General features: G+C 66.5%; 24 protein-coding genes. 11 read left to right on the forward strand and 13 right to left on the reverse strand.

What is annotated here, in order from left to right; genetic code table 11:
* The first annotated feature begins 234 nt into the window (after positions 1-234).
* On the forward strand, positions 235-942 hold the full coding sequence (locus tag QZM15_RS04315) for an MgtC/SapB family protein (RefSeq protein ID WP_059639689.1): 708 nt from the start codon (positions 235-237) through the stop codon (positions 940-942).
* A 48-nt stretch (positions 943-990) separates the two neighbouring features.
* Here the strand turns inward: QZM15_RS04315 and QZM15_RS04320 are convergent, their stop codons facing one another.
* On the reverse strand, positions 991-1,710 hold the full coding sequence (locus tag QZM15_RS04320) for an autoinducer binding domain-containing protein (protein WP_059584867.1): 720 nt from the start codon (positions 1,708-1,710) through the stop codon (positions 991-993).
* A gap of 73 nt (positions 1,711-1,783) precedes the next feature.
* Here QZM15_RS04320 and QZM15_RS04325 point away from each other — a divergent pair, with 73 nt between their 5' ends.
* The 3 genes from QZM15_RS04325 (at position 1,784) to QZM15_RS04335 (ending at position 3,861) form a co-directional block, all read left to right on the forward strand.
* A complete protein-coding gene (locus QZM15_RS04325; protein WP_059584866.1) occupies positions 1,784-2,227 on the forward strand; it encodes a DUF4902 domain-containing protein in 444 nt (147 codons plus the stop codon).
* 209 nt (positions 2,228-2,436) lie between these two features.
* Positions 2,437-3,045, forward strand: coding sequence for an acyl-homoserine-lactone synthase (locus tag QZM15_RS04330; RefSeq protein ID WP_059584865.1), 609 nt, complete (start codon positions 2,437-2,439; stop codon positions 3,043-3,045).
* A 51-nt stretch (positions 3,046-3,096) separates the two neighbouring features.
* Complete coding sequence (locus QZM15_RS04335; protein WP_059639691.1) at positions 3,097-3,861, forward strand: hypothetical protein; 765 nt, start codon at positions 3,097-3,099, stop codon at positions 3,859-3,861.
* A gap of 205 nt (positions 3,862-4,066) precedes the next feature.
* Here QZM15_RS04335 and QZM15_RS04340 read toward each other — a convergent pair whose 3' ends face one another.
* Positions 4,067-4,357, reverse strand: a complete 291-nt coding sequence (locus QZM15_RS04340) for a hypothetical protein (RefSeq protein ID WP_302105884.1) — start codon at positions 4,355-4,357, stop codon at positions 4,067-4,069.
* Between the two features lie 299 nt (positions 4,358-4,656).
* Here QZM15_RS04340 and QZM15_RS04345 point away from each other — a divergent pair, with 299 nt between their 5' ends.
* Positions 4,657-5,043 carry a VOC family protein gene (locus tag QZM15_RS04345; protein ID WP_302105885.1) on the forward strand — a complete coding sequence of 129 codons (387 nt, stop codon included), beginning with the start codon at positions 4,657-4,659 and terminating at the stop codon, positions 5,041-5,043.
* A 280-nt stretch (positions 5,044-5,323) separates the two neighbouring features.
* Here the strand turns inward: QZM15_RS04345 and ribA are convergent, their stop codons facing one another.
* Positions 5,324-5,974 carry a GTP cyclohydrolase II gene (gene ribA, locus QZM15_RS04350; RefSeq protein WP_059584856.1) on the reverse strand — a complete coding sequence of 217 codons (651 nt, stop codon included), beginning with the start codon at positions 5,972-5,974 and terminating at the stop codon, positions 5,324-5,326.
* A 177-nt stretch (positions 5,975-6,151) separates the two neighbouring features.
* Here ribA and QZM15_RS04355 point away from each other — a divergent pair, with 177 nt between their 5' ends.
* Positions 6,152-6,613, forward strand: coding sequence for a CBS domain-containing protein (locus QZM15_RS04355; protein WP_012339746.1), 462 nt, complete (start codon positions 6,152-6,154; stop codon positions 6,611-6,613).
* Positions 6,614-6,770: 157 nt separating this feature from the next.
* Here the strand turns inward: QZM15_RS04355 and QZM15_RS04360 are convergent, their stop codons facing one another.
* Positions 6,771-7,100 (reverse strand): DUF4148 domain-containing protein, encoded by a 330-nt coding sequence (locus QZM15_RS04360; protein ID WP_059584855.1) that lies wholly within the window; start codon positions 7,098-7,100, stop codon positions 6,771-6,773.
* A 514-nt stretch (positions 7,101-7,614) separates the two neighbouring features.
* On the opposite strand from QZM15_RS04360, the gene QZM15_RS04365 reads away from it, so the two are divergent.
* A complete protein-coding gene (locus tag QZM15_RS04365; protein WP_027781009.1) occupies positions 7,615-8,013 on the forward strand; it encodes a GreA/GreB family elongation factor in 399 nt (132 codons plus the stop codon).
* Positions 8,014-8,188: 175 nt separating this feature from the next.
* Here the strand turns inward: QZM15_RS04365 and QZM15_RS04370 are convergent, their stop codons facing one another.
* Positions 8,189-9,271, reverse strand: coding sequence for a porin (locus QZM15_RS04370; RefSeq protein WP_059584854.1), 1,083 nt, complete (start codon positions 9,269-9,271; stop codon positions 8,189-8,191).
* Between the two features lie 581 nt (positions 9,272-9,852).
* Between QZM15_RS04370 and QZM15_RS04375 the strand changes: the two genes are divergently transcribed.
* On the forward strand, positions 9,853-10,224 hold the full coding sequence (locus QZM15_RS04375; RefSeq protein ID WP_081103981.1) for a YXWGXW repeat-containing protein: 372 nt from the start codon (positions 9,853-9,855) through the stop codon (positions 10,222-10,224).
* A gap of 222 nt (positions 10,225-10,446) precedes the next feature.
* Here QZM15_RS04375 and QZM15_RS04380 read toward each other — a convergent pair whose 3' ends face one another.
* On the reverse strand, positions 10,447-10,833 hold the full coding sequence (locus QZM15_RS04380) for a helix-turn-helix domain-containing protein (RefSeq protein WP_060310718.1): 387 nt from the start codon (positions 10,831-10,833) through the stop codon (positions 10,447-10,449).
* Between the two features lie 324 nt (positions 10,834-11,157).
* Here QZM15_RS04380 and QZM15_RS04385 point away from each other — a divergent pair, with 324 nt between their 5' ends.
* On the forward strand, positions 11,158-11,634 hold the full coding sequence (locus tag QZM15_RS04385; RefSeq protein ID WP_059639697.1) for a nuclear transport factor 2 family protein: 477 nt from the start codon (positions 11,158-11,160) through the stop codon (positions 11,632-11,634).
* Positions 11,635-11,792: 158 nt separating this feature from the next.
* Here QZM15_RS04385 and QZM15_RS04390 read toward each other — a convergent pair whose 3' ends face one another.
* The 6 genes from QZM15_RS04390 to QZM15_RS04415 all read right to left on the reverse strand — a co-directional run bounded on the left by QZM15_RS04390 (position 11,793) and on the right by QZM15_RS04415 (position 20,734).
* A complete protein-coding gene (locus QZM15_RS04390; protein WP_059584851.1) occupies positions 11,793-13,043 on the reverse strand; it encodes an MFS transporter in 1,251 nt (416 codons plus the stop codon).
* A gap of 291 nt (positions 13,044-13,334) precedes the next feature.
* On the reverse strand, positions 13,335-13,982 hold the full coding sequence (locus QZM15_RS04395) for a glutathione S-transferase family protein (RefSeq protein ID WP_302105886.1): 648 nt from the start codon (positions 13,980-13,982) through the stop codon (positions 13,335-13,337).
* A gap of 264 nt (positions 13,983-14,246) precedes the next feature.
* Entirely contained in the window at positions 14,247-14,702 is a 456-nt protein-coding gene (locus QZM15_RS04400) for a MarR family winged helix-turn-helix transcriptional regulator (RefSeq protein WP_059639700.1), read from the reverse strand.
* Between the two features lie 158 nt (positions 14,703-14,860).
* Entirely contained in the window at positions 14,861-16,384 is a 1,524-nt protein-coding gene (locus tag QZM15_RS04405; RefSeq protein WP_302105887.1) for an efflux transporter outer membrane subunit, read from the reverse strand.
* Entirely contained in the window at positions 16,381-19,554 is a 3,174-nt protein-coding gene (locus QZM15_RS04410; protein ID WP_302105888.1) for an efflux RND transporter permease subunit, read from the reverse strand. The genes QZM15_RS04405 and QZM15_RS04410 overlap by 4 nt, the downstream gene beginning before the upstream one ends.
* Positions 19,555-19,567: 13 nt before the next feature.
* The gene (locus tag QZM15_RS04415; protein ID WP_124657907.1) at positions 19,568-20,734 is read right to left on the reverse strand and encodes an efflux RND transporter periplasmic adaptor subunit; all 1,167 of its coding nucleotides are present in this window, start codon (positions 20,732-20,734) and stop codon (positions 19,568-19,570) included.
* Positions 20,735-20,813: 79 nt separating this feature from the next.
* Between QZM15_RS04415 and soxR the strand changes: the two genes are divergently transcribed.
* A complete protein-coding gene (gene soxR / locus QZM15_RS04420; protein ID WP_059639703.1) occupies positions 20,814-21,293 on the forward strand; it encodes a redox-sensitive transcriptional activator SoxR in 480 nt (159 codons plus the stop codon).
* Positions 21,294-21,317: 24 nt separating this feature from the next.
* Here soxR and QZM15_RS04425 read toward each other — a convergent pair whose 3' ends face one another.
* A complete protein-coding gene (locus QZM15_RS04425; protein WP_302105889.1) occupies positions 21,318-22,079 on the reverse strand; it encodes an SDR family NAD(P)-dependent oxidoreductase in 762 nt (253 codons plus the stop codon).
* Positions 22,080-22,187: 108 nt separating this feature from the next.
* Here QZM15_RS04425 and QZM15_RS04430 point away from each other — a divergent pair, with 108 nt between their 5' ends.
* Positions 22,188-23,099: a LysR family transcriptional regulator gene (locus QZM15_RS04430; RefSeq protein ID WP_302105890.1), complete on the forward strand. Its 912-nt coding sequence runs from the start codon at positions 22,188-22,190 to the stop codon at positions 23,097-23,099.
* Positions 23,100-23,103: the final 4 nt, after the last annotated feature.

The raw sequence follows: 23,103 nt of genomic DNA on the forward strand, positions 1-23,103 counted from the left end.
CATCGTGGACAGTTGCAGCACTCCGTTGCGTGCGCCGCTTGCCGCCTGAACGCCTGTCCGCCGCAGTTCTCCTGCCCCGGCTCGCGTTCCGCGAGCCGCACGCCATCCGTTTCACATTTGAATGACGCATTCGCGCGGTACAGTACCGCGCGATGACGGCTGACGCCGCGTCGCCTTCGGCCTTGCGCCGCGGCGACGCGAGCCGGCACGCGCTTCTTGCACGGCAGGACAACCATGACTTTCGATTTCGCACTCCGTCTTTTCACCGCGTTCGCCTGCGGCGTCGCCATCGGCCTCGAGCGCCAGATGCGCCAGCGCACGGCCGGCCTGCGCACCATCACGCTCGTCGCGAGCGGCGCATGCCTGTTCGTCACGCTGGGCGTGCTGACCGGCAACGGCGTGGCGGGCGTCACGCAGATCGCCGCCTACGTCGTGTCCGGCGTCGGCTTTCTCGGCGGCGGCGTGATCATGCGCGACAAGGGCTCGATCCAGGGCATCAACACGGCCGCGACGCTGTGGTGCTCGGCCGCCGTCGGCGTGCTGGCCGGCTCCGGCCACTACGTGCCCGCGCTTGCCGGCACGGGCGTCGTGCTGCTCACCAATACGGTGTTGCGCGGCGTCAGCCAGGCGATCAACGCGACGCCCGTCTCGAACGCCGACCTCGTGCGCGAATACCAGATTACCGTGATCTGCCTCGCTGCCGACGAAGTCCACATCCGCACGCTGCTGTCGAACGCGATGTATGCGAAGCCGCTGTCGTTCCAGAGCCTCACGAGCGAAGACGTGCCCGACCAGCCGGACCGGCTGAAGGTCACCGCGACGCTGAAGCTGCATCCGAAGGATCAGCAGAAACTCGAGCAGATCGCGAGCCGGATGAGCATGGAGAAAAGCATTTCCAGCGTGAGCTGGACGGCGAAGGAAGTGGAACCGATGATGGAGTGAGCCGCGTGGCGGCAGCCGCCTCCGGCGGCGCCGTCGCGCAACGTCACGTCACGGTGCTTCGATGAGCCCGGCCGAGATCGCCTTGACGACCGCCTGGACCTTGTTGGTCGCGCCGAGCTTCTCGAGGATGTTGTTCACGTGGAAGTTCACAGTCCGCTCCGAGATGCTGAGGATCTGGCCGATTTCGCACGCGGTCTTGCCCTCGGCCGTCCAGCACAGCACCTCGCGCTCGCGCGCGGTCAGCGTGACGCCCGCCGCGGGCGACAGCTTCGGCACCATGAAGCGGCTCATCAGCGAATGCGACAGGTTCGCGAGCCAGTTGGTCTGCAGCGTCAGCATGTTGATCTCGGCCGGCGTCAGCCGGTCGGCATGACGGGCGATGCTCAGCAGACCGAACGCACCGCGCGCCGCCCAGCTCGACTGCGCGACGCCCACCGACAGCCCGAAATCGCGCGCGTCCTGCCACAGCGGGCACGGGTCGATGTTGTCGACGTCCGGCCAGACGATCATGTTGGTGCTGAGTGCGCCGTCGCGAACCGTCGAATCGATCTCGATATAGTTCCGCGCCTGGTAGTGCGCCATCCAGCCGTCCGGATAGGTATTGAAGATGGCGACCGCCGGCTTCGAAACGGGCAGCGGTACGCGAATGCCGTAACAGCAGTATTCGAACCCCAACCGCTTGGAATAGGCAGCAATCCGCTGGAAGAGCTGCTGCTCGTCTTCCGCGGCGCTGAATTGTTGGTAGGCATCCTGCCAGCGCAGTTCCATTCTTTCTCCGACAACGTCACGCTGTCATACTTGTCAGGTTCCAGCACCCTTTCGAGGCTGATACATTCCGCGCATGACTTCACCCTTGCTGCACCCTGTCGCCGGCCCGTCCCCGGACGGCTACGTACGCCTGTCAGAAAGCGCACTGGCCGCCCTCGTGCTCGACCATGTCGAGAGCGGCCTCGACCCGTCGCTGCTGGCCGAACTGCGCGACAACGCGATCGACGCGCGCCTCGCCGGCTATACCGAATGGCATCGCGCGGCCGGTGCCGGCGTCGCGTACGTGACGGTCGGCTGGGACTGGTATCTCGAACGCGCGACGGGCACGTTCATGATCGCGGGCGGCGATGTCCGCAGCAACGTGATGGCCATCGACGCCAAGGGTGCCGACATCGGCATGTTCCGCACGGCCGCCGCGCTCGCCGCAAGGCTCGCCGCCATCGACTGGCCCGCCGCGGTCGCGTCGGCCCTCCTCGGGCACAACGACGCCTATCATGCCGGTCCGACGCTCCAGTGACAACTGGCTGCGCATTCCTCTGACGATATTGCAAGACTGGCGCTCTTTATAAGCAAAAGCGGCCCGGTTTTCAATCCCGTCGATCAAGAAACCGTTACCACGTCCCGGATGGCGTCCATCGACGCCACCCTGTAAGAGTTACCAGTTACAGGCAACTCGTGCCGCGCGCTGTAATGCACGCATACAAAAGCACAGATCCGAGGACATCCATGCAGACCTTCGTTCACGAAGAAGGGCGGTTGCCACACGAACTCGCGGCGGATCTAGGGCGCTATCGGCGCCGTGTGTTCGTCGAACAGCTCGGCTGGGCGCTCCCGTCGGCGAACGAAAGTTTCGAGCGCGACCAGTTCGATCGCGACGATACCGTCTACGTGTTTGCGCGAAACGCCGCCGGCGACATGTGCGGATGCGCGCGCCTGCTGCCGACGACGCGCCCGTACCTGCTGAAGTCGCTGTTCGCCGACCTGGTCGCCGAGGACATGCCGCTGCCGCAATCGGCCGCCGTCTGGGAACTGTCCCGATTCGCGGCGACCGACGACGAAGGCGGGCCCGGCAACGCCGAATGGGCCGTACGCCCGATGCTCGCGGCGGTCGTCGAGTGCGCGGCGCAGCTCGGCGCGCGGCAGTTGATCGGCGTGACGTTCGCGAGCATGGAGCGGCTGTTCCGCCGGATCGGCATCCACGCGCACCGCGCAGGCCCGCCGAAGCAGGTGGACGGGCGTCTGGTGGTCGCGTGCTGGATCGACATCGATCCGCAAACGTTTGCCGCACTGGGCATCGAGCCCGGGCAGGTCGCCCGGCAAGCTATCGCCGCCTGAGCCGGAACGCGCGTTTCCGTCCAGGCGGCATCGTAACGAAGGAGAACCAACGTGGACCAGTCTCAGGTCTTTCGCGCGATGATGCCCGGGTTGACGGGCGCCGGCGGCGCCCGCATCACGGTCGCCTATCCGTCGTTTCCGAGGCCGTTGCCGCTCGTGCGGCTCGACCGCCGCGGGCTCGTGTTTCGCGCCGCCGGCGCCGCGCCGCTCGTGTGCGGGCTGCCGCGCCCGGCAACCCTGCTGGTCGCGGACGAGCCGCTGTGCTCGCTGCGCCTCGTGATCCGCGACATCGCCGCGACCGGCGACGGCCGGCACGACCTGACGATGCAGCCGTCCGGCGCCGCCGGCGACGAACTGCTGTGGCATGCATTGCGCGATCGGGCGCCGTACCGGCGGATCCGGCACCCGCTCGCGCCGGTCGATCGGCCGGTCGCCGTCGACGGCGAACCGCATGCGGCGGCCGGCGAAATCGCGTCACGCCCGTCGCGCAGCGCGGCTTTTCGCCTGCCCTGCCACAGCGACGCGCTGTTCTTCGCCGACTGGCTCGAATATCACTTCGACGAACTTCGCGCGCTGTCGCAACAGCACGGGCCGCAACTGCAGCTCAATCAGCTCGAACGACAGGTTGGCGAGGACGAGGTTGGCGTGCGTTTCGTCTACGACATCGACGGGCATGCGACGCGGAACGCACTGACTGACTGTGCGCGCGAGGCGTGTGCATGGATCGAAACGGAGATGCGCAGCAAATATGCGTTGCCCGTCGCGCAACGGCGGTTCGGCGCGTTTGCGGCGCATGCACGAGCCGGCGGCGTGTGAATGAAGCCGTGCCGCGCGCCGCCACCGGGCGGGCTGGGGCGGCGGCAGGTTGTGCGGATACAACAAGCGCTTGCAAACGTCCGGGTTTTCCCTTAAATTTACGTCTGTCTCCTCCATGTCTCCAAACATGGATTCGGCCCGCTCAAGCAGCGGGCTTTTTTATTGCCTGAACGGTTTTCGGGGCCATATCCAGCCCCACGTCAGGCTAGCCCGCTGGACGCACGCTGGCCGGGCGTAGCCAGTAGTGATGCACCGCAAATATCAGCGCGACCATCACGACCAGTATCAGCAGCAGGTACAACCAGCCCTTTCTGGTCGTCGGCAGGTCCGTCACGGCGCCGACGTCGCCCGTCAGCGCCGCCAATGCGACCATCGTCAGGCCGGCCAGTACGAACGTCCCCTTTGCCACCCATCCGAAGGCATCCTCCAGTCCGGCCGCCCATCGCGACTGGCGATAAGGTCCGGCAACCGGCCGGCGAAGATCGGGCTTACCCATTCGTCACCTCCGGTCTGGTATACGCATATCCGCACGTCGTGCGGCAGGCGCAGCCGAACGCATGCCTTCGAAGGTCTTGCTGACGAGTGGCCACTGCAATGCGGTGTGCACACACTGGATCGAGAAGCGTCATGTTTTTTCTTGCGCGAAACGTGGCTCAACAATTCAATCCGTTTGGCCGCGTCGAATCGATATCGTTCGATACGGCAAGTATCGCCCGAAGCGCGGTTCGCTCGCCTCGCGCAATCGCGATCGGCCGCTTATCATCGAGCGGCCCGCCACTTCCCGCCGAGGCCATCTTGCACGCCCATCTGCGCATTGCCCGCCCGGTCAGCAACCTCGCCCGCACCGAGCGCATGTATCGCGACGCCCTCGATCTGTCGGTACTGGCGCGCTTCGAGGATCACGACGGCTTTTCCGGCGTGATGCTCGGACGCGAAGGCCTCGACTACCATTTCGAGTTCACGCACTGCCCCGATCATCCGATCGCGCCGTCGCCGACGCCCGAGGACCTGATCGTGTTCTACCTGCCCGATCGTCCGGAATGGGAAGCCGCCTGCGAGCGCGCGACCGAACACGGCTTCATGCCGGTGACGTCATTGAATCCATACTGGGAAATATCAGGTCAAACCTTCGAGGATGCCGACGGCTACCGGATCGTGTTGCAGAACGGGACGTGGCGTTGACGGGCTGACGCGCGTGAGCCGTTACACGCCGACGTGGCCGTCGTCGCGGTCGCGTCTCCGCGTCGGCCGGTTGCGAGCGACGCAGCGTCAGGCATTCGGTTTCGATTCGGCGGCGTGATCATGACGGGAGTACGGAGCGGACGGACGCCGCGCACAACGTAGCCGACGTCACATGCCCGGTACTGGAACGCATGAGGGAAGAGATCGCGATCGTCGCGTGTACCGGCAACGATCGGAAGAACAGATGACGAGAAACGGGGCGCTGGCGCGCCCCGCCCGGTTACTCGTTTTCTTCGAAGTAATGCCCGAACTTCGTTTGCTTCGTGCGGATATAACGTTCGTTTTCCTCGCGCACAGGCACCGCGAGCGCCACGCGCTCGCAGACGGGAATACCGTGCTTCACGAGCGTGTCGAACTTCTTCGGGTTGTTGCTCATCAGCCGCACCGACGTCACGCCGAGGATGCGCAGGATCGCGGCGGCCGAGTCGTATTCGCGGGCGTCGTCGGGGAGACCGAGATCGAGGTTCGCCTCGACGGTATCGCGCCCCTGCTCCTGCAGCGCGTACGCGCGGATCTTGTTGCTCAGGCCGATGCCGCGGCCTTCATGACCGCGCAGATACAGCAGCACGCCGCGGTTTTCGGCGGCGATGTAGCGCAACGCGAGATCGAGTTGCTCGCCGCAATCGCAGCGGTACGAGCCGAACACGTCACCGGTCAGGCATTCGGAATGCAGACGGGTGAGCACGGACTGCTCGCCGGTCACGTCGCCCATCACGAGCGCGAGATGTTCGGCATCGCTGCCCGATACGCGAAACGCGTATGACGTGAACGTACCGTAGCGCGTAGGCAGCGACGCGGTGGCGACGAGCGTCACGCACTCGTCGGCCTGGCCATTGCCCGGCGAGGGCGATTGGGGACGCGAAGACATCATGAATTCAATCGAAACGTTCAGGAATGTAGGAGTTGTGTGGATGGTGCGTGACGGGAGTTTACCGCTAATCTGGAAACGTCACGCGACTGCCGCCACCCGCCCGGCTATACTGGGCTCACCGGGTGACGAGCATCACGTCCCGCCTGCCCTGCATCGACCTGCATACGGAGAAAGCGAATGAGCACGACTGTCGCGCAGATTCTCAAGGCCAAGCCGGATTCGGGCCGTACCATCTACACCGTCACGAAGACCGATCTCGTCTACGACGCCATCAAGCTGATGGCCGAAAAGGGTATCGGTGCACTGCTGGTCGTGGACGGCGACGACATCGCGGGCATCGTCACCGAGCGCGACTACGCGCGCAAGATCGTCCTGCAGGACCGCTCGTCGAAAGCCACCCGCGTCGAGGAAATCATGACGGCGAAGGTGCGCTACGTCGAACCGTCACAATCCACAGACGAGTGCATGGCGCTGATGACCGAGCACCGGATGCGCCACCTGCCCGTGCTCGACGGCGGCAAGCTGGTCGGCCTCATCTCGATCGGCGACCTCGTGAAGAGCGTGATTGCCGATCAGCAGTTCACGATCAGCCAACTCGAACACTATATCCACGGCACACCTACCGTCACGTCGGCCTGATTCGCGTCAGCAAAAAAGGCCCAAACGCGTCAGCGTCTGGGCTCAAAGCCGCCGGCATGCGGCGACGGAGGTTCTGCTCCTGCGGGCGAACGACGCGCGGTCAGCGCGCGTCTCGTCGATTCAGCGGTGCGCTCGGGCAGACCCGGGAAACGTTCAATTAGTTACCGAAGTAGACCGAATTCACGGGATTCGGCGCTTCCCGCGTCACACGGCGGCCGGATTGTGCGGCACCCGTCGCCACGGCACCGTAGCCGCTCGTATCGGCCTGCGCGAGCGCAGGCTGGTTCGGCTGGATACGCTGTTCAGCAGCCTGGATGTCGCTCGGATATTGCGAATCGCTCGCCACCGGCTTGTAGCCGTTCTGCTCGAGTTGCACGAGTTCGGCCTTGACCTGAGCGCGGGTCAACCCCTGCTCGGACTGCGCGAACGATGCAATCGGAGCGGCAAGGACGGATGCGGCGATGGCTGCGTAGACGATCGACTTCATGATTTACCTCCGGAATATGTTGTCTTTTGACGTCGCCTCGACGGGGACTGTCTGAAGCGATTGAGTCCAGTGTAGTGCTCGCCGAACCAAGGGGAAACCCTTAGTTTGAATATACAGCGTTGCGTTTCTGGAAAAAATCGCCGATGGTTTTCAGACAGAGGCGTTGCAACTTGCTTCATCCGCACAACAATCGCTGACGAAACGCCAACAATCGAATCACTTGCCCGGAAGGTTGTGTTGTAGAATCGTAAGGTTTTATTCGCCAGTCGATATTCCGTCCACCATGTACGCGCTCACGCCCCTTTCGGTTTCGCCGTCCGGCCCGGCCGGCGTGCGCGCGTGCGCCGGCCAGCCGGCGCATCCCCTCGCTCGACGCACGGCCCAGGCGCCGCTCGCCCCTGCCCGGCGCCTGATCTGACCGCTCGGTCTCCACCCCGGAGCCAGGTCAGACAGGCTCCGGGCGATCCTCATAGGCACGCCACGCCTGCCCCTGCCGATCATTTGGAGAACTCCCATGAAACAACGCCTTTACCAGCTGACCGAACTCGACGTCGCTCGCCTCGAAAAGCACGCCGAGCACAACCCGCGCTTCCAGACGATGCTCGACACGCTGCTCGAACGCGCCGATATCGTCCAGCCCGACGCCATCAAGGCGAACGTCGTCACGATGAACTCGCAGATCACGCTACTCGACGAAGCGACCCAGGAACAGGCCACCTGGACGATCGTTTATCCGGACGCCGCCAACCTCGAACTCGGCCGCTTGAACGTCTTCTCGCCCGTCGGCATGGCGCTGCTGGGCACGCAACGCGGCCAGATGGTCAAGGTGATGCAGCCGAGCGGTGCCGAAAAGCTGATGAAGGTCGCCGAGATCGTGTTCCAGCCGGAAGCCAACGGCGAATACACGCGCTGAGCCACCGGTCGACCCGCACCGCGCCATACGGGCGCAGAACGAAAAAGCGAGGCACGAGCCTCGCTTTTTTGCATTCGGACGCTCCCGATTATCGTCATCGCTTTCTGCGGACGAAAAAAAGGCGCCCGAAGGCGCCTTTTCGATGCTGCGAAGCGGGTTGCCCCGCCCGTCACGCTTAGAAGCGGTGACGCAGACCAACCGTTGCTGCGGTTTGGTTGATCGACGAGCTCGGAGCCGTCGTGTTGTCGCCGTTGTAGATCGACGTGCCAAACGCGTTGTTCTTCGCACCGCGCTGGTACACAGCTTGTGCGTACACGTCCGTGCGCTTCGACAGCGAGTAGTCAGCTTGCAGGCCGAACTGGTTCCAGTGCGAGCTGCCACCGTTAACCTTCGCGTTCGTGTACGTGTATGCTGCGCCGAGGCCGAGAGCCGGCGTCAGGTTGTACTTTGCGTTGACTTCGTAGTTGTCAGCGCGCAGCGACGGAACGCCGACAGCTTGGTTGTCGATACGCGACTGCGTCCATGCAGCGCCGACTTGCGCCGGGCCGAATGCGTAACCAGCAGCAGCACCGTACGTGCGGACACGGCCTTGTGCAGCGATGTTCGTCGCGCCGTTGGCGTTGGTACCGTCGCCGAGGTTCGCTTGCGAGTATGCTGCACCCAGCTTCAGGCCTTGGAACTGGTACGACAGACCGCCGCTGTATGCACGGTTGTTGCCGAAGTTCTGGTTGTTCGAGAACGAGTACGTGCCGCCGAATTGCAGGCCAGCGTAGTTAGCGCTCGTGTACTTGATCGAGTTGTTCAGCGCGACGTCACCGTTCGTGCTCAGACGGTCGTTGTTCAGCGGGTGAGCGAAGTACGTGCCGCCCCACGAACCCGTTGCCGTCAGCGGCGCCAGGTAGTCTTGCGTTGCGTCGTATTGCTTACCCAGCGTGACCGTACCGTACTGGCTCGACAGACCGACGAACGCTTGACGGTTGAACATGCCACCGTTGTTGCCCAGACGGCCGTTACCGATGTTGAAGCCGCTTTCCAACGTGAAGATTGCCTTCAGGCCGCCACCGAGGTCTTCCGAACCACGCAGGCCGAAACGGCTCTGGTCGATACCCGAGCCCATCGACCACAGCGACTTGCTGGCGACGTTGCTTTGGTAGGTGATGCCTGCGTCCAGCACGCCGTACAGCGTGACGCTGCTTTGTGCGTGAGCGACGGTAGCGAACGATGCTGCAGCTGCTGCAACGATCAGAGTCTTGTTCATTCGTGGAGCTCCCTTCTAAAAAGAGGCAGGTCTCGCGACCTTGTTCATAAACGGTCTCAACCGCCCGGGAGCGCCATCGGTCCTGCTGGCGGCGCCCGGATAGTTGCCCGTTTGGGAACCGTGAGTTTAGGGGTGTACCCTAGGGGAGCGATCCGCAAATAAAGAAATAACCTTTTCCAGAACTAGAAATAATGAAAGTGCGGAAGCGTCATAAGTATTTGTTTTAACGTTTGTTTTTGACTTCTTGACGCGTGCTTTTTGGAGCCTTTCATCGCACCATTCTTACATGTCAGCGTCTTGACGGTTGCATAGAAACAACAAGCGGATTCGGTTCGGCACCCCAAAATCGGTAATTGTTACCCGACTCAATCTCAAATATTGGCCAGCCGGCATCTCGGACGGTCCCCTCCACCCCACAAACCGCAGCGACGCCCATAGCCACGACGAGATCCCGTCAGCCGTCGGAAAGGGAAAGAGCGGCGTTTCGTGACACTCGGTAACAGCCTTGACCGCCCGTGTAACCCTCCGGGCGCATCGGCAGGCTAATGTAAGGCGACCTCGAATACTGAACAGGAATCGCCATGAATCGACGCTCGCTGCTGCGCGCCATCGGATTGACCGCTGCCTTCGCGGGTACCGGCTGGCTGCGCGCCGCCTCGGCCCAGCCCGCCCCGCCCGTGTACCGTCCATCCGGCCCGAACCGCGTACCGGGCGGCCCGCCCCATGCGGATCGCCCGACCTTCGCGCCGCCGGCCGCGCGGCGCGACCGCCGCCCACCGCCGCCACGGCCGCATGGCTATATATGGACGGACGGCTACTGGCGCTGGCAACGCGGCCGCTATATATGGGTGCCCGGTCGCTGGGTCGCCCGGCGCCCCGGGCGCCGCTGGGTGCCCGGCTACTGGCGCCGCCAGGGGCCCGTGTGGGTCTACGTCGACGGTTCGTGGCGGTAAACAGCAGCCCGGCTCCGGCCGATGAAGGTTCCGAGCGGAACGGCGCGCGCGAGCCGGCGCCGTCCGCGCCACGGAATCATGCGCGACGGCAGCGGGTGCCCGGCAACATATCGTCGGGCTATCCATTTCGACGACCTCTCTTGGATCGCGAAGTGATTTCATGGCGATGCAAGTGCATCCGCCACGCTTCACCGCGCCCTGCTCGTTCGCAACGTATCACGCTCAACTCACGCCCTCTTCCGACTCGCGCGCACGACGGCGCGACGCGCAGATCGCACGATGATGTTCATCGGCCCACCGGATCATCGCGTGCATCGGTGTCAGGAACGAACGCCCGAGGTCGGTCAACGCATATTCGACCCGCGGCGGCACTTCGGCGAACAGCGTGCGGCTGACGAAGCCATCCTGCTCGAGCCGCTTCAGCGTACGCGACAGCATCTGGTTCGACACATCGCCGATCGTACGGCCGAGTTCGTTGAAGCGCATCGTTCCGCCCGACAGCGCCTCGAGCACGAGCAGGCTCCACTGGTCGCCGATGCGGTCCAGCACATCGCGGATCGGGCACGGCTGATCGAGATCGACGGATTCGTCGGCGGACGGCAGCGGCATGACGGAATTCTCTTTCACGGGCGGTACACAGTCACCGCGGCGTGACCTGTTCACACCGCGGTGACTTCTTGTGACGGGTTCGCGGCAACTGTACCATTCGATCGGCCCGACAGCCGCCTGCCCGTCGTCCGGATTCGCCAGTTCAACGAAGCATGACGATATCGCGCACTATCGGCAGCGGCATCTCGTGGTCTTGCCGGCGAATCGCTCATGCCGATACGGGATGCATCGCGCGGCCACGGCTCGATCGCTCGCCGGCGAGCGCGTTCAGCGCCACCCGAGTCGCGCATCCCTCCACGCATCGTCAGACCAGGAAAACGCTACATGTCATCGTTTCGCTCCCCCGTTCACGCCGTTGCCGCAGTCGTTCTGCTGGCCGCATCGACGGCCGCGCTGGCCACCGGCCCGGCCACGCGCGACCTGGCGGCCGAGGAAGCCAACCGCCAGCTCGTGCTGACGTTCTACGACCGCTTCTTCAACCGGCACGAAGCGCTCGAGGCCGCCGCCGTCGTCGCGGACGACTACAAACAGCACAACCCGCACGTGCCGGACGGCAAGAAGCCGTTCGTGTCGTACTTCGTCGGCGCGTTCCAGAAGAATCCGGCGTCACGCGCACGCATCGTCCGCAGCGCGGCCGACGGGGATCTGGTGTACCTGCACGTGCATGCGACCGAGCGCCCGGGCGATCGCGGCGAAGCGGTGGTCGACATCTTCCGCGTGAAGGACGGCAAGATCGTCGAACATTGGGACGTGATCCAGCCGGTGCCGGAAACGTCGGCGAACCGGAACACCATGTTCTGACGCATCGCGCCGGCGCGTCGCGATGCCAGGCGGCTGGGACGCGGCCCGGACCGCGTCCGCCGCGCCGGTGTCGGGCCGTGCGAAGTTGCGCGACGACCACGCACGGGGCCCCGTTCGACAGGAGCGGGCCAACGTCGCGCGGCCCACGACAGCCCCCCCTACGACAACACGGCCGTTCGCGCGCCCGGCCGCGTACGGCCGTACGCCACCATCATCGCGAAGCTGAGCAGGAAACCCGCGCCGCCGATCAGCAGCAATCCGATTTCGCCGAATACCGGCAGCAGATTCGTCAGCGCGCCCGTCACGACCCACGCGACCGCCATCACCGAGCCCGCGACGCCGAGCGCCCAGCCCTGCCGATCGTCGCTGACGGCGTCGGAAAACGCCGTATACATCGTCGTGTACGCAACCATGTCGAAGCAGCCGACGACCATCGCGAGCGTCCACAGCACCGGTTCATTCGGGAATAGCGCGGACAGGATCTGGCCAAGGCCGGCCACGAGCAGGCCCGTCTTCGCGATATCGATCACGCGCCACACGCGCAGCATCAGCCGCACGACGCACAACAGGCCGAACACGAAGCAGATGCCGATCACGCCGCTGAACAACCCGAGCCGCGCGCTCGTGTAACCGAATTTCGCCTGCAACAGCAGCATGACGGTCTGCAGGTAGAGCCCGTAGCCGACCTGCATCAGGAAGAACACCACCGACAGGAATGCGACGTCGCGCTGCCGCGCGGCTTCCCGGATGATCCGCAGCGGCAACAGCGGATCGATGCGCGTATCGCCGCGCGGCGCCGCGGAATCGCGATACGACGCCCAGGTCCAGCACGCGCAGATCAGCGACAACGCGGCGACCAGCGCGAACGGCGTGCCGTAGTCGAACACCGGCGAGATCGTGCGATCGGACGTCACGCCGCCGAGCACCGGGCCGACGATCACGCCCGCGCTGAACGCGAGCGACATAATGCTCATGTTGTACGCCTTCGTCTCGGGCGTGCTGAGATCGGTGATGGCCGCCTGCGCGATGCCCTGGCAGCCGGCCATCAAGCCCGTGAGCCCGCGCCCGGCCAGCAGCAGCGCGACGCCGGCATGCGACGCACCGGCCGCCATCATCGCGTAGCCGGCCGCGAGGCCGAACACGCACAGCAGCAGGATCCGGCGGCGGCCGTAGCGATCGGACAGCTCGCCCATCAGCGACGAGCCGAAGAACATGCACAGCGGATAGATCCCGTAGCCGAGGCCGAGATAGAAATTGCGCACGTGCGCGCTGGCGTCGGCCGGCAGGATGCCCGCGTGCGGATCGCTGAAAATGGCGGACATCATCGGATAAACGAGGCCGAACCCCATCGCGTCGAGCGCGATGGCGAGCAAGCAGGGGCCGAGCAGCTTGTAATCGAGCCGGGACATGACGACCTTCCGGACAGAGTGGATGATCGCGCCAGCGTAAACACCGGGCAACGGCCGCGGTAGGCCGCCGGACGCGATGCTGATCATCGGCTCGCCCGATACCCGCGATACCGCCTGCGCCGATGGGTCGCCGTCCCGCCCGGGCGGCCGCTACATCGGGCGCGCATCGCGTCGGGCCGCCGCACCACACGGCTCTGCCCGTCGCCCGCACGCGACGTGCTGATCCATTTGGACCACACGAAGCGCACGCCTTGTTGCGATCATGGCCCAGGCAGCGCCGGCGATGCGACGTCAGTGCGCCGCCTCGGCCGTCGGCACCCGGCATGCGCTCAGGCCGCGCTGAACGGCCGGCCGCGCGGCGATCTCGGCAAGCCAGCGCTCGACGTGAGGAAAGCCGGCAAGGTCGAGATCGAGCTCGGCCGCCGTGCGCAGCCACGGGAACGCGGCAATGTCGGCGATCGAATACCGCGACGACGCGAGATACGCCGATTCCGACAAGCGGCCGTTCACGACGCCGTAGAGACGCAGCGCCTCCTTCCGGTAGCGGTCGATCGCTTCCGCATTGCCCGTCTTCGAGGCGTGCAGGAACCACCACAGCTGACCGAGCATCGGCCCGATCCCGCCGATCTGGACATGCAGCCATTGCTGGACCGCCGTGCGCTCGGCCAGCGTTTCAGGCTGCAGGCAGCCCGTCTTCTCGGCGAGATAGCCGAGAATCGCGCCGGATTCGAATACGGCCAGCCCCGTGTCGTGGTCGACGATGGCCGGGATCTTGCCGTTCGGATTGGTCGCGAGATACGCCGCGCTGCGCTGCTCGCCGGCGGACAGGTTCACCTGCACGCGGTCGTGGGCAAGCCCGGCCTCTTCCAGGTAGATCGCGATCTTGTGCCCGTTCGGCGTGTCGGCCGTATAGAACGTGAGGGAGTGCGTCGAGGTCATGTCGGTCCTTGTCATCGGTTATCATTGCAACTGCAATCGTTGCAATTGCAATCCTATGCCGAAACCGGCGATGCCGGCGACATGCCAGTACTCGAAGGAGGGACATGCAGATGGCGCGGCCTGGTCCGCCCGTGCGGCGCCCGACACCTGCCGCGCCGCGTCAGCCCGCCTCGAACGGCTGACGACGCGGCGGCTCGTGCCGCATGGCCGGCCGGCGGCCGCGCTCGATGGGCGGCACACGGCCGCTCCGTGTGCCGGATACCGTTACTTCACTCCGGCTGCCGCGTCGCGCGCGGCAGCGGCCGCGCGATCGAGCGCAACGGCCATCGCCGCCCGCTCCTTGCCGGTGAACTGGTCGAGAAAAAGCTCGGCGACCGTCGACTGGTAGACCTTCCACATCTTTTTGCGCAGCGTCCGCCCCTTGGCGGTGATGCTCGCGAACGCGGCGCGGCCGTCGTCCGCCGAACGCGTGCGCGTGACGAGCCCCTCCTGTTCGAGCCGATCGATGAGCCGCGTCAGGTTGTAGCGCTCGATCGCCAGCACATCGGCCAGTTCGTGCATGCGGCGCGTGCCGTCGGGCCCGCTTTCGAGCCCCCACAGTGCGTCGTACCACGCGTATGCGGGCAGGGACGCCGCCGCGAGGCGACGCTCGATCTCGCGAATCATCGTCCGGTGCGCGCGGACGAACGAGAACCACAGATCGGGTTCGGTTGCGCTCATGTCAGGTCGTTCCTCTCTCTTAATTGCATTTGCAATCAAATTTTACCGCGAGAACGATGATCCTTTCATGCGATTGCCATTGCCGCCTTGCTCGCCGATCGCCGCGCGTTGCTTCGCGCGGAGCGACGCGACGCCACGATCGCCGCGCACTGTTCGCGCTACTTCTCCGACTGAGCAAGCGGGCCTTGTGCGCCCCGCCCCGTACCCGACGGCCAGCCGCCCGCGAGCGCCTTGTACAGCGCGACCGTCGATGCCGCGCTGCGCATCCGCCCGTCGGCCGCCGCGTCCTGCGCCTGCAGCAGCGTCCGTTGCGCGTCGAGCACTTCGTAGTAGTCGATCGCGCCCGCCGAGAAGCGCGCCTGCGCAAGTTGCGCGGCGCGCGCGCTGTCGTCGGCCGCGCGCACGAGATGAGCAGTCTCGTCACGCGTGCGCGCGACGCGCAGCAGTGCATTCTCGGTTTCCTCCAGCGCGCCGAGCACGGTCTGCCGGTACTGCGCAAGCTGGCCGGCGGCCTCCGCGTCGCTCGCGGCGATCCGCGCGCGCACGCGGCCGACGTCGAGGAACGACCAGTCGATGCCGAGCGCGATCAGGTTCGTGTCGCTGCCCGCGCGGAAGAACCCGTAGCTGCTCGTCGCGCTGCCGAGCAGCCCCGACAGCGTGAAGCGCGGAAACAGGTCGGCCGTCGCGACGCCGACGCGTGCGGTCGCCGCATGCAGTCGCGCCTCGGCGGCCGCGACATCGGGGCGGCGGCGCAGCAAGTCGCCCGGCGTGCCGGGATCGATGTCGGCCGCGAGCGCCGGCAGCGGCACCGGTGCGGCCGTCTTCGGCGGGTCGAACCGGCCGATCAACGCATCCGGCGTCTGCCCGGTCAGCACCGCGAGCCGATGCTCGTCGACGCCGATCGCGGCTTCGTACACGGCGATCCGCGACGTCGTCGATTCGTACTGCGCACGCGCTCGCGCCGCATCGAGTTCGGAGCCGCGTCCCGCGCCGACGCGCGCATTGATCAGCGCAAGCGTCTGCTTCTGGTTGTCGGCGTTCTCGCGCGCGATCCGCAATCGTTCCTGCGAGCCTCGCAGATCGACGTACGTGCTCGCGACCTCTCCCGCGATCGCGACGCGCACCGCGCGCACGTCGGCCGCGCTGGCCGCCGTTTCCGCGCGCTGCGATTCGATCGAGCGCCGCACGCGGCCGAACAGGTCGAGTTCCCACGCGGCATCGACGCCCACGCTCGACGTCGGCGCATCGCGCTGGCTGCGCGGCGCGCCGAACGCCTGGTCCTTGCTCATCAACTGATGGCCGATCCGGCCGCTCGCGGTGATTGTCGGATAGCGGTCGAACGTCGCCTGCGACAGCAGCGCATTCGCCGCGTCGTAGCGCGATACGGCCACCTGCAGATCCTGGTTCGCCGCGAGCGCCGCGTCGATCAACTGCGTCAGCGCCGGATCGCCGAAACCGCGCCAGAACGCGGCATCGGCCGCCGCCGATGCGTCGGGCGGCATATCGGGCCGTGTATCGGACCATGTATCGGCCGGCGCCGCATCGCGCTGCGTCGCCGGATGCGCATCGCGCGCGAACCGCGCGGCCGTGGCCGTATCCGGTCGTTTGAAATCGGGGCCGACCGCGCATGCGGCAAGCGTCACCGACATCGCGAGCGCGGAAAGACGGAAAGCGGCGCTCATCGGTTTTCTCCTTCGAGGGTGCCATGCTGTTCGCTCCAGACGGCCGGCGTGCCGCCCGCGAGCTTGCGGATCGTCACGTAGAACACGGGCGTCAGGAACAGCCCGAACAACGTGACGCCCAGCATCCCCGCGAACACGGTGACGCCGGTGGCCGCCCGCACCTCGCTGCCCGCGCCGCTGCCGATCAGCAGCGGCACCGAGCCCGCGATGAACGCGACCGACGTCATCACGATCGGACGCAACCGCAGCTTGCACGCTTCGAGCGCCGCCTCGACCACACCCTTGCCCTGGATCTCGAGCTCGCGCGCGAATTCGACGATCAGGATCGCGTTTTTGCACGCCAGCCCCATCAGCACGACGAGACCGACCTGCACGAACACGTTGTTGTCGCCGCCGGACAGCCACACGCCGAACAGCGCCGCGCACATGCACACGGGCACGATCAGGATCACCGCGAGCGGCAGCGTCCAGCTCTCGTACAGCGACGCGAGCACCAGGAACACGAGCATCACGGCCAGCGGGAACACGACGATCGCCGCGTTGCTCTGCGTGACCTGCTGGTAGCTGAGGTCGGTCCATTCGAGCGTGATGCCCGGCGGCAGCACGTCCTTCGCGATCTGCTGCAGCTTCGCGATGGCCTGCGACGACGACATCGTCTTCGGGTCGGCATCGCCGATCAGGTCGGCGGCCGGATAGCCGTTGTAGCGCACGACCGGATCGGGGCCGTACGCGGGCCCGACCGTCACCATCGAGCCGATCGGCACCATCTCGCCCTTCGCGTTGCGCGTGCGCAGGTTCGCGATGTCGGCGGCCGTCTGGCGGTGGCCGGCATCCGCCTGCGCCATCACGCGATATACGCGGCCGAACACGTTGAAGTCGTTCACGTACATCGAGCCGAGATACACCTGCAACGTATTGAACAGATCGGTCAGCGCGACGCCCTGCGCCTTCGCCTTCAGCCGGTCGACCTTCACCTCGAGCTGCGGGATGTTCGCCTGGTACGAGCTGACGGGATAGCTCATCCCCGGCGTCTTCGCGACCGCGGCCTGGAACGCGGCGAGCGCCTTCTGCAATTCGCCGTAGCCGAGGCCGCCGCGATCCTCCAGATACAGCGCGTACCCGGAGCCGTTGCCCAGGCCCTGGATTGGCGGCGGCATCAGGGCATACGTGATGCCGCCGCCGATCGCCGCGAAGCGCGCGTTCAGGTCCGCGTTGATCTGCGCGGCGCTGCGATGACGCTGGTCGAACGGCTTGAGGATCACGTACGAGTTCGTGATGTTCGGCGTGTTCACGCCCTGCAGCGCATTCAGCCCGGCGAACGCCGGCACCATCTCGACGCCGTCGGTACCGAGCGCGATCTTCGTCATCTGCTCGGTCACCGCGCTCGTGCGCGCGAGCGAAGCGCCTTCCGGCAGCTTCGCGCCCGCGAACAGGTACAGCTTGTCCTGCACCGGGATGAAACCGCCCGGCACCGCGTCGAACAGCAGCGCGGTCGCCGCGAGCAGCGCCGCATAAACCGCGAACACCATGCCGCGCCGCTTCAGCGTGCGCGCGACGACGCCGTGATAGCGATCGGCGCCGCGCTCGAAGAAGCGGTTGAACGGATGAAACAACCAGCCGAATGCGCGGTCGAGCGCGCGCGTCAGTGCATCCTTCGGCGCGCCGTGCGGACGCAGCAGCTTCGCGGCGAGCGCGGGCGACAGCGTCAGCGAGTTGATCGCGGAGATCACCGTCGAGATCGCGATCGTCACCGCGAACTGCTTGTAGAACTGGCCGGTGACGCCCGACATGAACGCCATCGGCACGAACACCGCGCACAGCACGAGCGCGATCGCGACGATCGGCCCCGACACCTCGCGCATCGCCTGGTGCGCGGCATCGCGCGGGCTCAACCCTTGCGCGATGTTGCGCTCGACGTTCTCGACCACGACGATCGCATCGTCGACGACGATCCCGATCGCGAGCACGAGCCCGAACAGCGTCAGCGTGTTGATCGAATAGCCGAGCAGATAGAGCCATGCGAACGTGCCGACCACCGATACCGGCACCGCGACGAGCGGAATGATCGACGCACGCCACGTCTGCAGGAACAGGATCACGACGAGCACGACCAGCACCACGGCCTCGATCAGCGTGTGCTGCACCGCGCGGATCGATTCGCGCACGAACACCGTCGGGTCCCACACCGGGCGGTACGCGACGCCGGGCGGGAAGCGCTTCGACAGCTCGTCGAGCTTCGCATACACGGCCTTCGCGACGTCGAGCGCGTTCGCGCCCGGCGACAGGAAGATGCCGACCACGGCCGAATGCTTGTCGTTGAAATACGAGCGGAGCGTGTAGTTGCCCGCGCCGAGCTCGATGCGCGCGACGTCGGACAGCTTCACGACCTGCCCGTCGTCGCCGTTGCGCAGCACGATGTCGCTGAATTCCTGAACCGTGCGCAGGCGGCCGCGCACGTTGATCGACACGAGAAAGTCGTTCTTCTTCGGCGACGGCTCCGCGCCGAGCTGGCCGGCCGACACCTGCACGTTCTGCTCGCGCACGGCCGCGATCACGTCGCTCGCGGTCAGGCCGCGCGATGCGAGCCGGTTCGGGTCGAGCCACAGCCGCATCGCGTAATCGCCCGAGCCGTACACGCCGACGTCGCCGATGCCGGTCAGCCGCGACAGCTCGTCCTTCACGTTCAGCGTCAGGTAGTTGCGCAGGTACAGCGAATCGCGGCTATTGTCGGGCGAATAGAGGCTCACGTACATCAGCGGCGTGGGCGACTGCTTCTGCGTGGTCACGCCGTACTGGCGGACCTCGTCGGGCAGGCGCGACAGCGCCTGGCTCACGCGGTTCTGCACGCGCACGGCGGCCGTGTCGGGATCGACGCCCTGCAGGAACGTGACGACGACCTGCAGGCTGCCGTCCGACCCGGCGACCGACTTCATGTACATGATGCCTTCGACGCCGTTGATCGCCTCTTCCAGCGGTTCGGCGACCGACTCGGCGATTTCCTTCGGGTTCGCGCCCGGGTACGTCGCACGCACGACGACGCTCGGCGGCACGACTTCGGGATATTCGCCGGCCGGCAGCATCGGAATCGAGATCAGGCCGATCGCGAAAATGACGATCGACAGCACGACCGCGAAAATCGGGCGGTCGATGAAGAAGCGGGAGAAATCCATCGTATCGCTCCCGTCATTGCGCGGCAGGCGCGCCGGCATCGGCGCGCGCGGGCAGCGCCTTCGGCTTCACCTGCGCGCCCGGATAGTAGATGCGCTGCACGCCGTCGACCACCACGCGGTCGCCCGCCTGCAACCCCTTCTCGACGATCCGCTCGCCGTCGAGTTCGCGGCCGATCGTCACGTCGCGGCGCAACGCCTTGTCGCCGGGGCCGATCACGTACACGTACTTGCGGTCCTGGTCGGTCAGCACGGCCTTGTCGTCGACCAGCAATGCATCCTGGTCGCGGCCGCTCACGAGCTGCACGCGCGCATACAGACCCGGCGTAAACGTATGGTCCGCATTCGGCAGCCGCACGCGGGCGCGGATCGTGCCGGTTTGCGGATCGAGCCGGTTGTCGAGGAAATCGACGGTGCCCGCATGCGGGAAGCCCGTCTCGTTCGCGAGGCCGACGCGCACCGGATCGGCACCGATCGCGCGATGCGCCGGATCGGCACGCCGCGCGTTGTAGCGCAGGTAGCTCTGCTCGTCGCAATCGAAATACACGTAGACCGGATCCTGCGACACGACGGTCGTCAGCAGCGTGTCGTCCGCGCGCGCGAGGTTGCCGACGGTCGCGACCGCGCGGCCGACGCGGCCCGCGATCGGCGCGCGCACTTCGGTGAAGCCGAGATTGAGCTTCGCGTCGGCCACCGCCGCGTCGGCTGCCTGCAGGTCGGCGCGCGCCTGCTCGGCGGTGGCGCGCGCGTTGTCGAGTTCCTCCTGCGACGTCGCGTGCGCATCGATCAGCGTCTGCACGCGCTTGAGCTGCACGTTCGCGAGGCTCGCGGCCGCACGCGCGCGCTGCTGCTGCGCATTCGCACGGTCGAGCGCGATCCGGTACGGGCGCGGATCGATCTCGAACAGCAGCGCGCCCTGCGCGACCACGTCGCCCTCCTTGTACGCGACACGCTGCAGATAGCCGCTCACGCGCGGCCGCAACTCGACCGCGTCGACCGCTTCGACGCGTCCGTTGAATTCGTCCGCGAGGCGAACGGTACGCGGCGCGACGGTGGCGACGCCGACTTCGGGCAGCGGCTGGGCCGACGACGTGCCTTTGCCGTCGTGACAGCCCGACAACGCCAGCAACAGGGCGCAGGCCACGCCCAAAGGCGACGTCCTGCGTAGGGAAAAGGAGCGCATGATGCCTCGCGACGGGTTAAACTGCCGCGTAGCATAAAAGTTGAAGTTAACTTCAAGTCAAGCTTTCCCGGAGGGCGTCATGGGTATCCCGGAAACCCCGCAATGGCCGCTGATGTCGATCCGCGAAGTGGCCGCGCGCAGCGGCGTGCCGGCGTCGACGCTGCGTTTCTACGAAATGCGCGGGCTGATCAAGTCGCACCGCAACGGCTCGAGCCATCGCCACTATTCGCGTGCCGTGCTGCGGCTGATCGCGTTCATCGTGTTCGCGCAGAAGATCGGCTATTCGCTCGACGAAATCGCCGAGCAGCTCGTCAGCCTGCCCGAGGACACCGCGCCGACCAACAAGGACTGGCAGCGGCTGTCGCGCGGCTGGAAGCAGCGCGTCGCGAGCCGGATCGAGGAATTGCAGCGGCTCTACATCAACCTCGACGAATGCATCGGCTGCGGCTGCCTGTCGCTGAAACGCTGCAAGCTGACCAACCCGGAAGACCGCGCAGGCCGCAACGGGCCCGGCGCGCGACGCTGGCTCGGCGACAAGCCGCCGACGGATTGCGAATGACGCGCCGATCGTGGATGCCGTGCGTCACCCGACGCGCCAGCCGCCGTTCACCGCGATCGTCGCGCCGGTGACGAACGACGCGCGCGGCCCGGCGAGCCAGGCAACCGCATCAGCGACGTCGTCCGGCTGCCCCGCGCGGCCGGCCGGCGTCTGCGCGCGGATCATCGCCGCGACCGCCGGCGCGACCCCGCCGTCCCCGAAGAAACGCGTGCCGGCGATATAGCCGGGCGCGACCGTATTGACCGTCGCGCCGCGCGGCCCGAGTTCGCGTGCCAGCGCGACGGTGAAACCTTCGACGCCGGCCTTCGCGGCCGCATAGGCGAGGCCGCCCGGCAACAGGCTGCCGGCGCGCGCCGCGATCGAACCGATATTGACGATTCGCGCGGCGCGATCGGCGAGATGCGGCAGCACGGCCATCGTCGTCAGGAACAGGCTCTTGAGGTTTGCGTCGAGCACGGTATCCCACACGGCCTCGGCCTCGCTCGCCTCGGTATTCGCACTGACGCGGGCGGTCCGCCCCGCGTTGTTGACGAGGACGTCGATACGCGGCCATCTTGCGACGATCGCCGCCACCACCGCCTCCGCATCGCGTCGCACGCTCAGATCGCCGGCCTCCCCGACTGCCGCTCCGCCCAGACGCGCGACAGCCGCCTCCAGCCGCGCCGCATCGCGCCCGACGAGCGCGACGCGATACCCGTCCTGCACCAGCCGGCTCGCGATCGCGAAGCCGATCCCGCTCGACCCGCCCGTGACGATGGCCGTGCGCTGCTGTTCATTGCCCGTCATGATCTGTCCTCCCGAGTATCGACGGTTGACGACAAGGACATTCTGGGCAGCGCAGGGTGATAGGTAAAATACGAATTCTATGACCTACTGATACATGGAAGGTATCGCATGATCGATCTGCGCCAGTTCCGGCAATTCATCGCGGTCGCCGAAACGCTCAGCTTCCGGCGCGCGGCCGAGCGACTGCACATGGCTCAGCCGCCGCTCAGCGCGGCGATCCGCAAGCTCGAGGACGAACTGGGCGTCGCATTGCTCGAGCGCGACAACCGCGGCTCGCGGCTCACGCCGGCCGGCGAAGCGTTCCTGCTCGAAGCGCGGCGCGCGCTCGAACAGGCCGAGCGCGCGGTGGGCGTGGCGCGCCGCGCGGGCGCCGGCCTCGGCGGCACGCTGCGGCTGCGCTTCGTCGACAGCACGGTCAACGCGCTGTTGCCGCTGATCCTGCGCGCGTTCCAGCAGCGCCATCCGGACGTCGATTTCCAGCTCGAGGAAGGTACGACCGCCGAGCAGATGCTCGCGCTGCGTCAGGACCGCACGGACGTCGGCATCGTCGTGCTGCCGGTGGCCGATGCCGGCGACGTGCATGTCGAGCCGCTGCTGCGCGACCGGATGGTGGCCGCGCTGCCCGATGGCCACCGGCTCGCGCGGCGCCGCCGCATCGCGCTGGCCGAGCTGGCGGATGAACCGTGGGTCATGTTTGCCGCGCACCACGGGCCCGGCATGCACGCGCTGATCGTGACGGCGTGCGCGCAGGCGGGCTTCGCGCCGCGCGTGGTCCAGCAGCCGCGCCAGATGCAGACGACGGCCGGGCTCGTCGCGGGCGGCATCGGCGTCGCGCTGATGCCGCGCCTGTTCGTGCCGATGCAGCCGCGAGGCATTACGTTCTGCGAACTGAAGGGCGCGGGCAGCCCGCTCGCGTACGAGCTGGCGATCGCATACCGCGCGCCGTCGCCGCTCGTCGATGCGCTGCGCGAGAGCGCGCGGAACGCGGTGCGCGAGCTGGGGCTGATCGCGGCGACGTGACCGC

The sequence above is a fragment of the Burkholderia sp. AU44665 genome (genome assembly GCF_030504405.1).
GTDB lineage: Bacteria > Pseudomonadota > Gammaproteobacteria > Burkholderiales > Burkholderiaceae > Burkholderia > Burkholderia semiarida.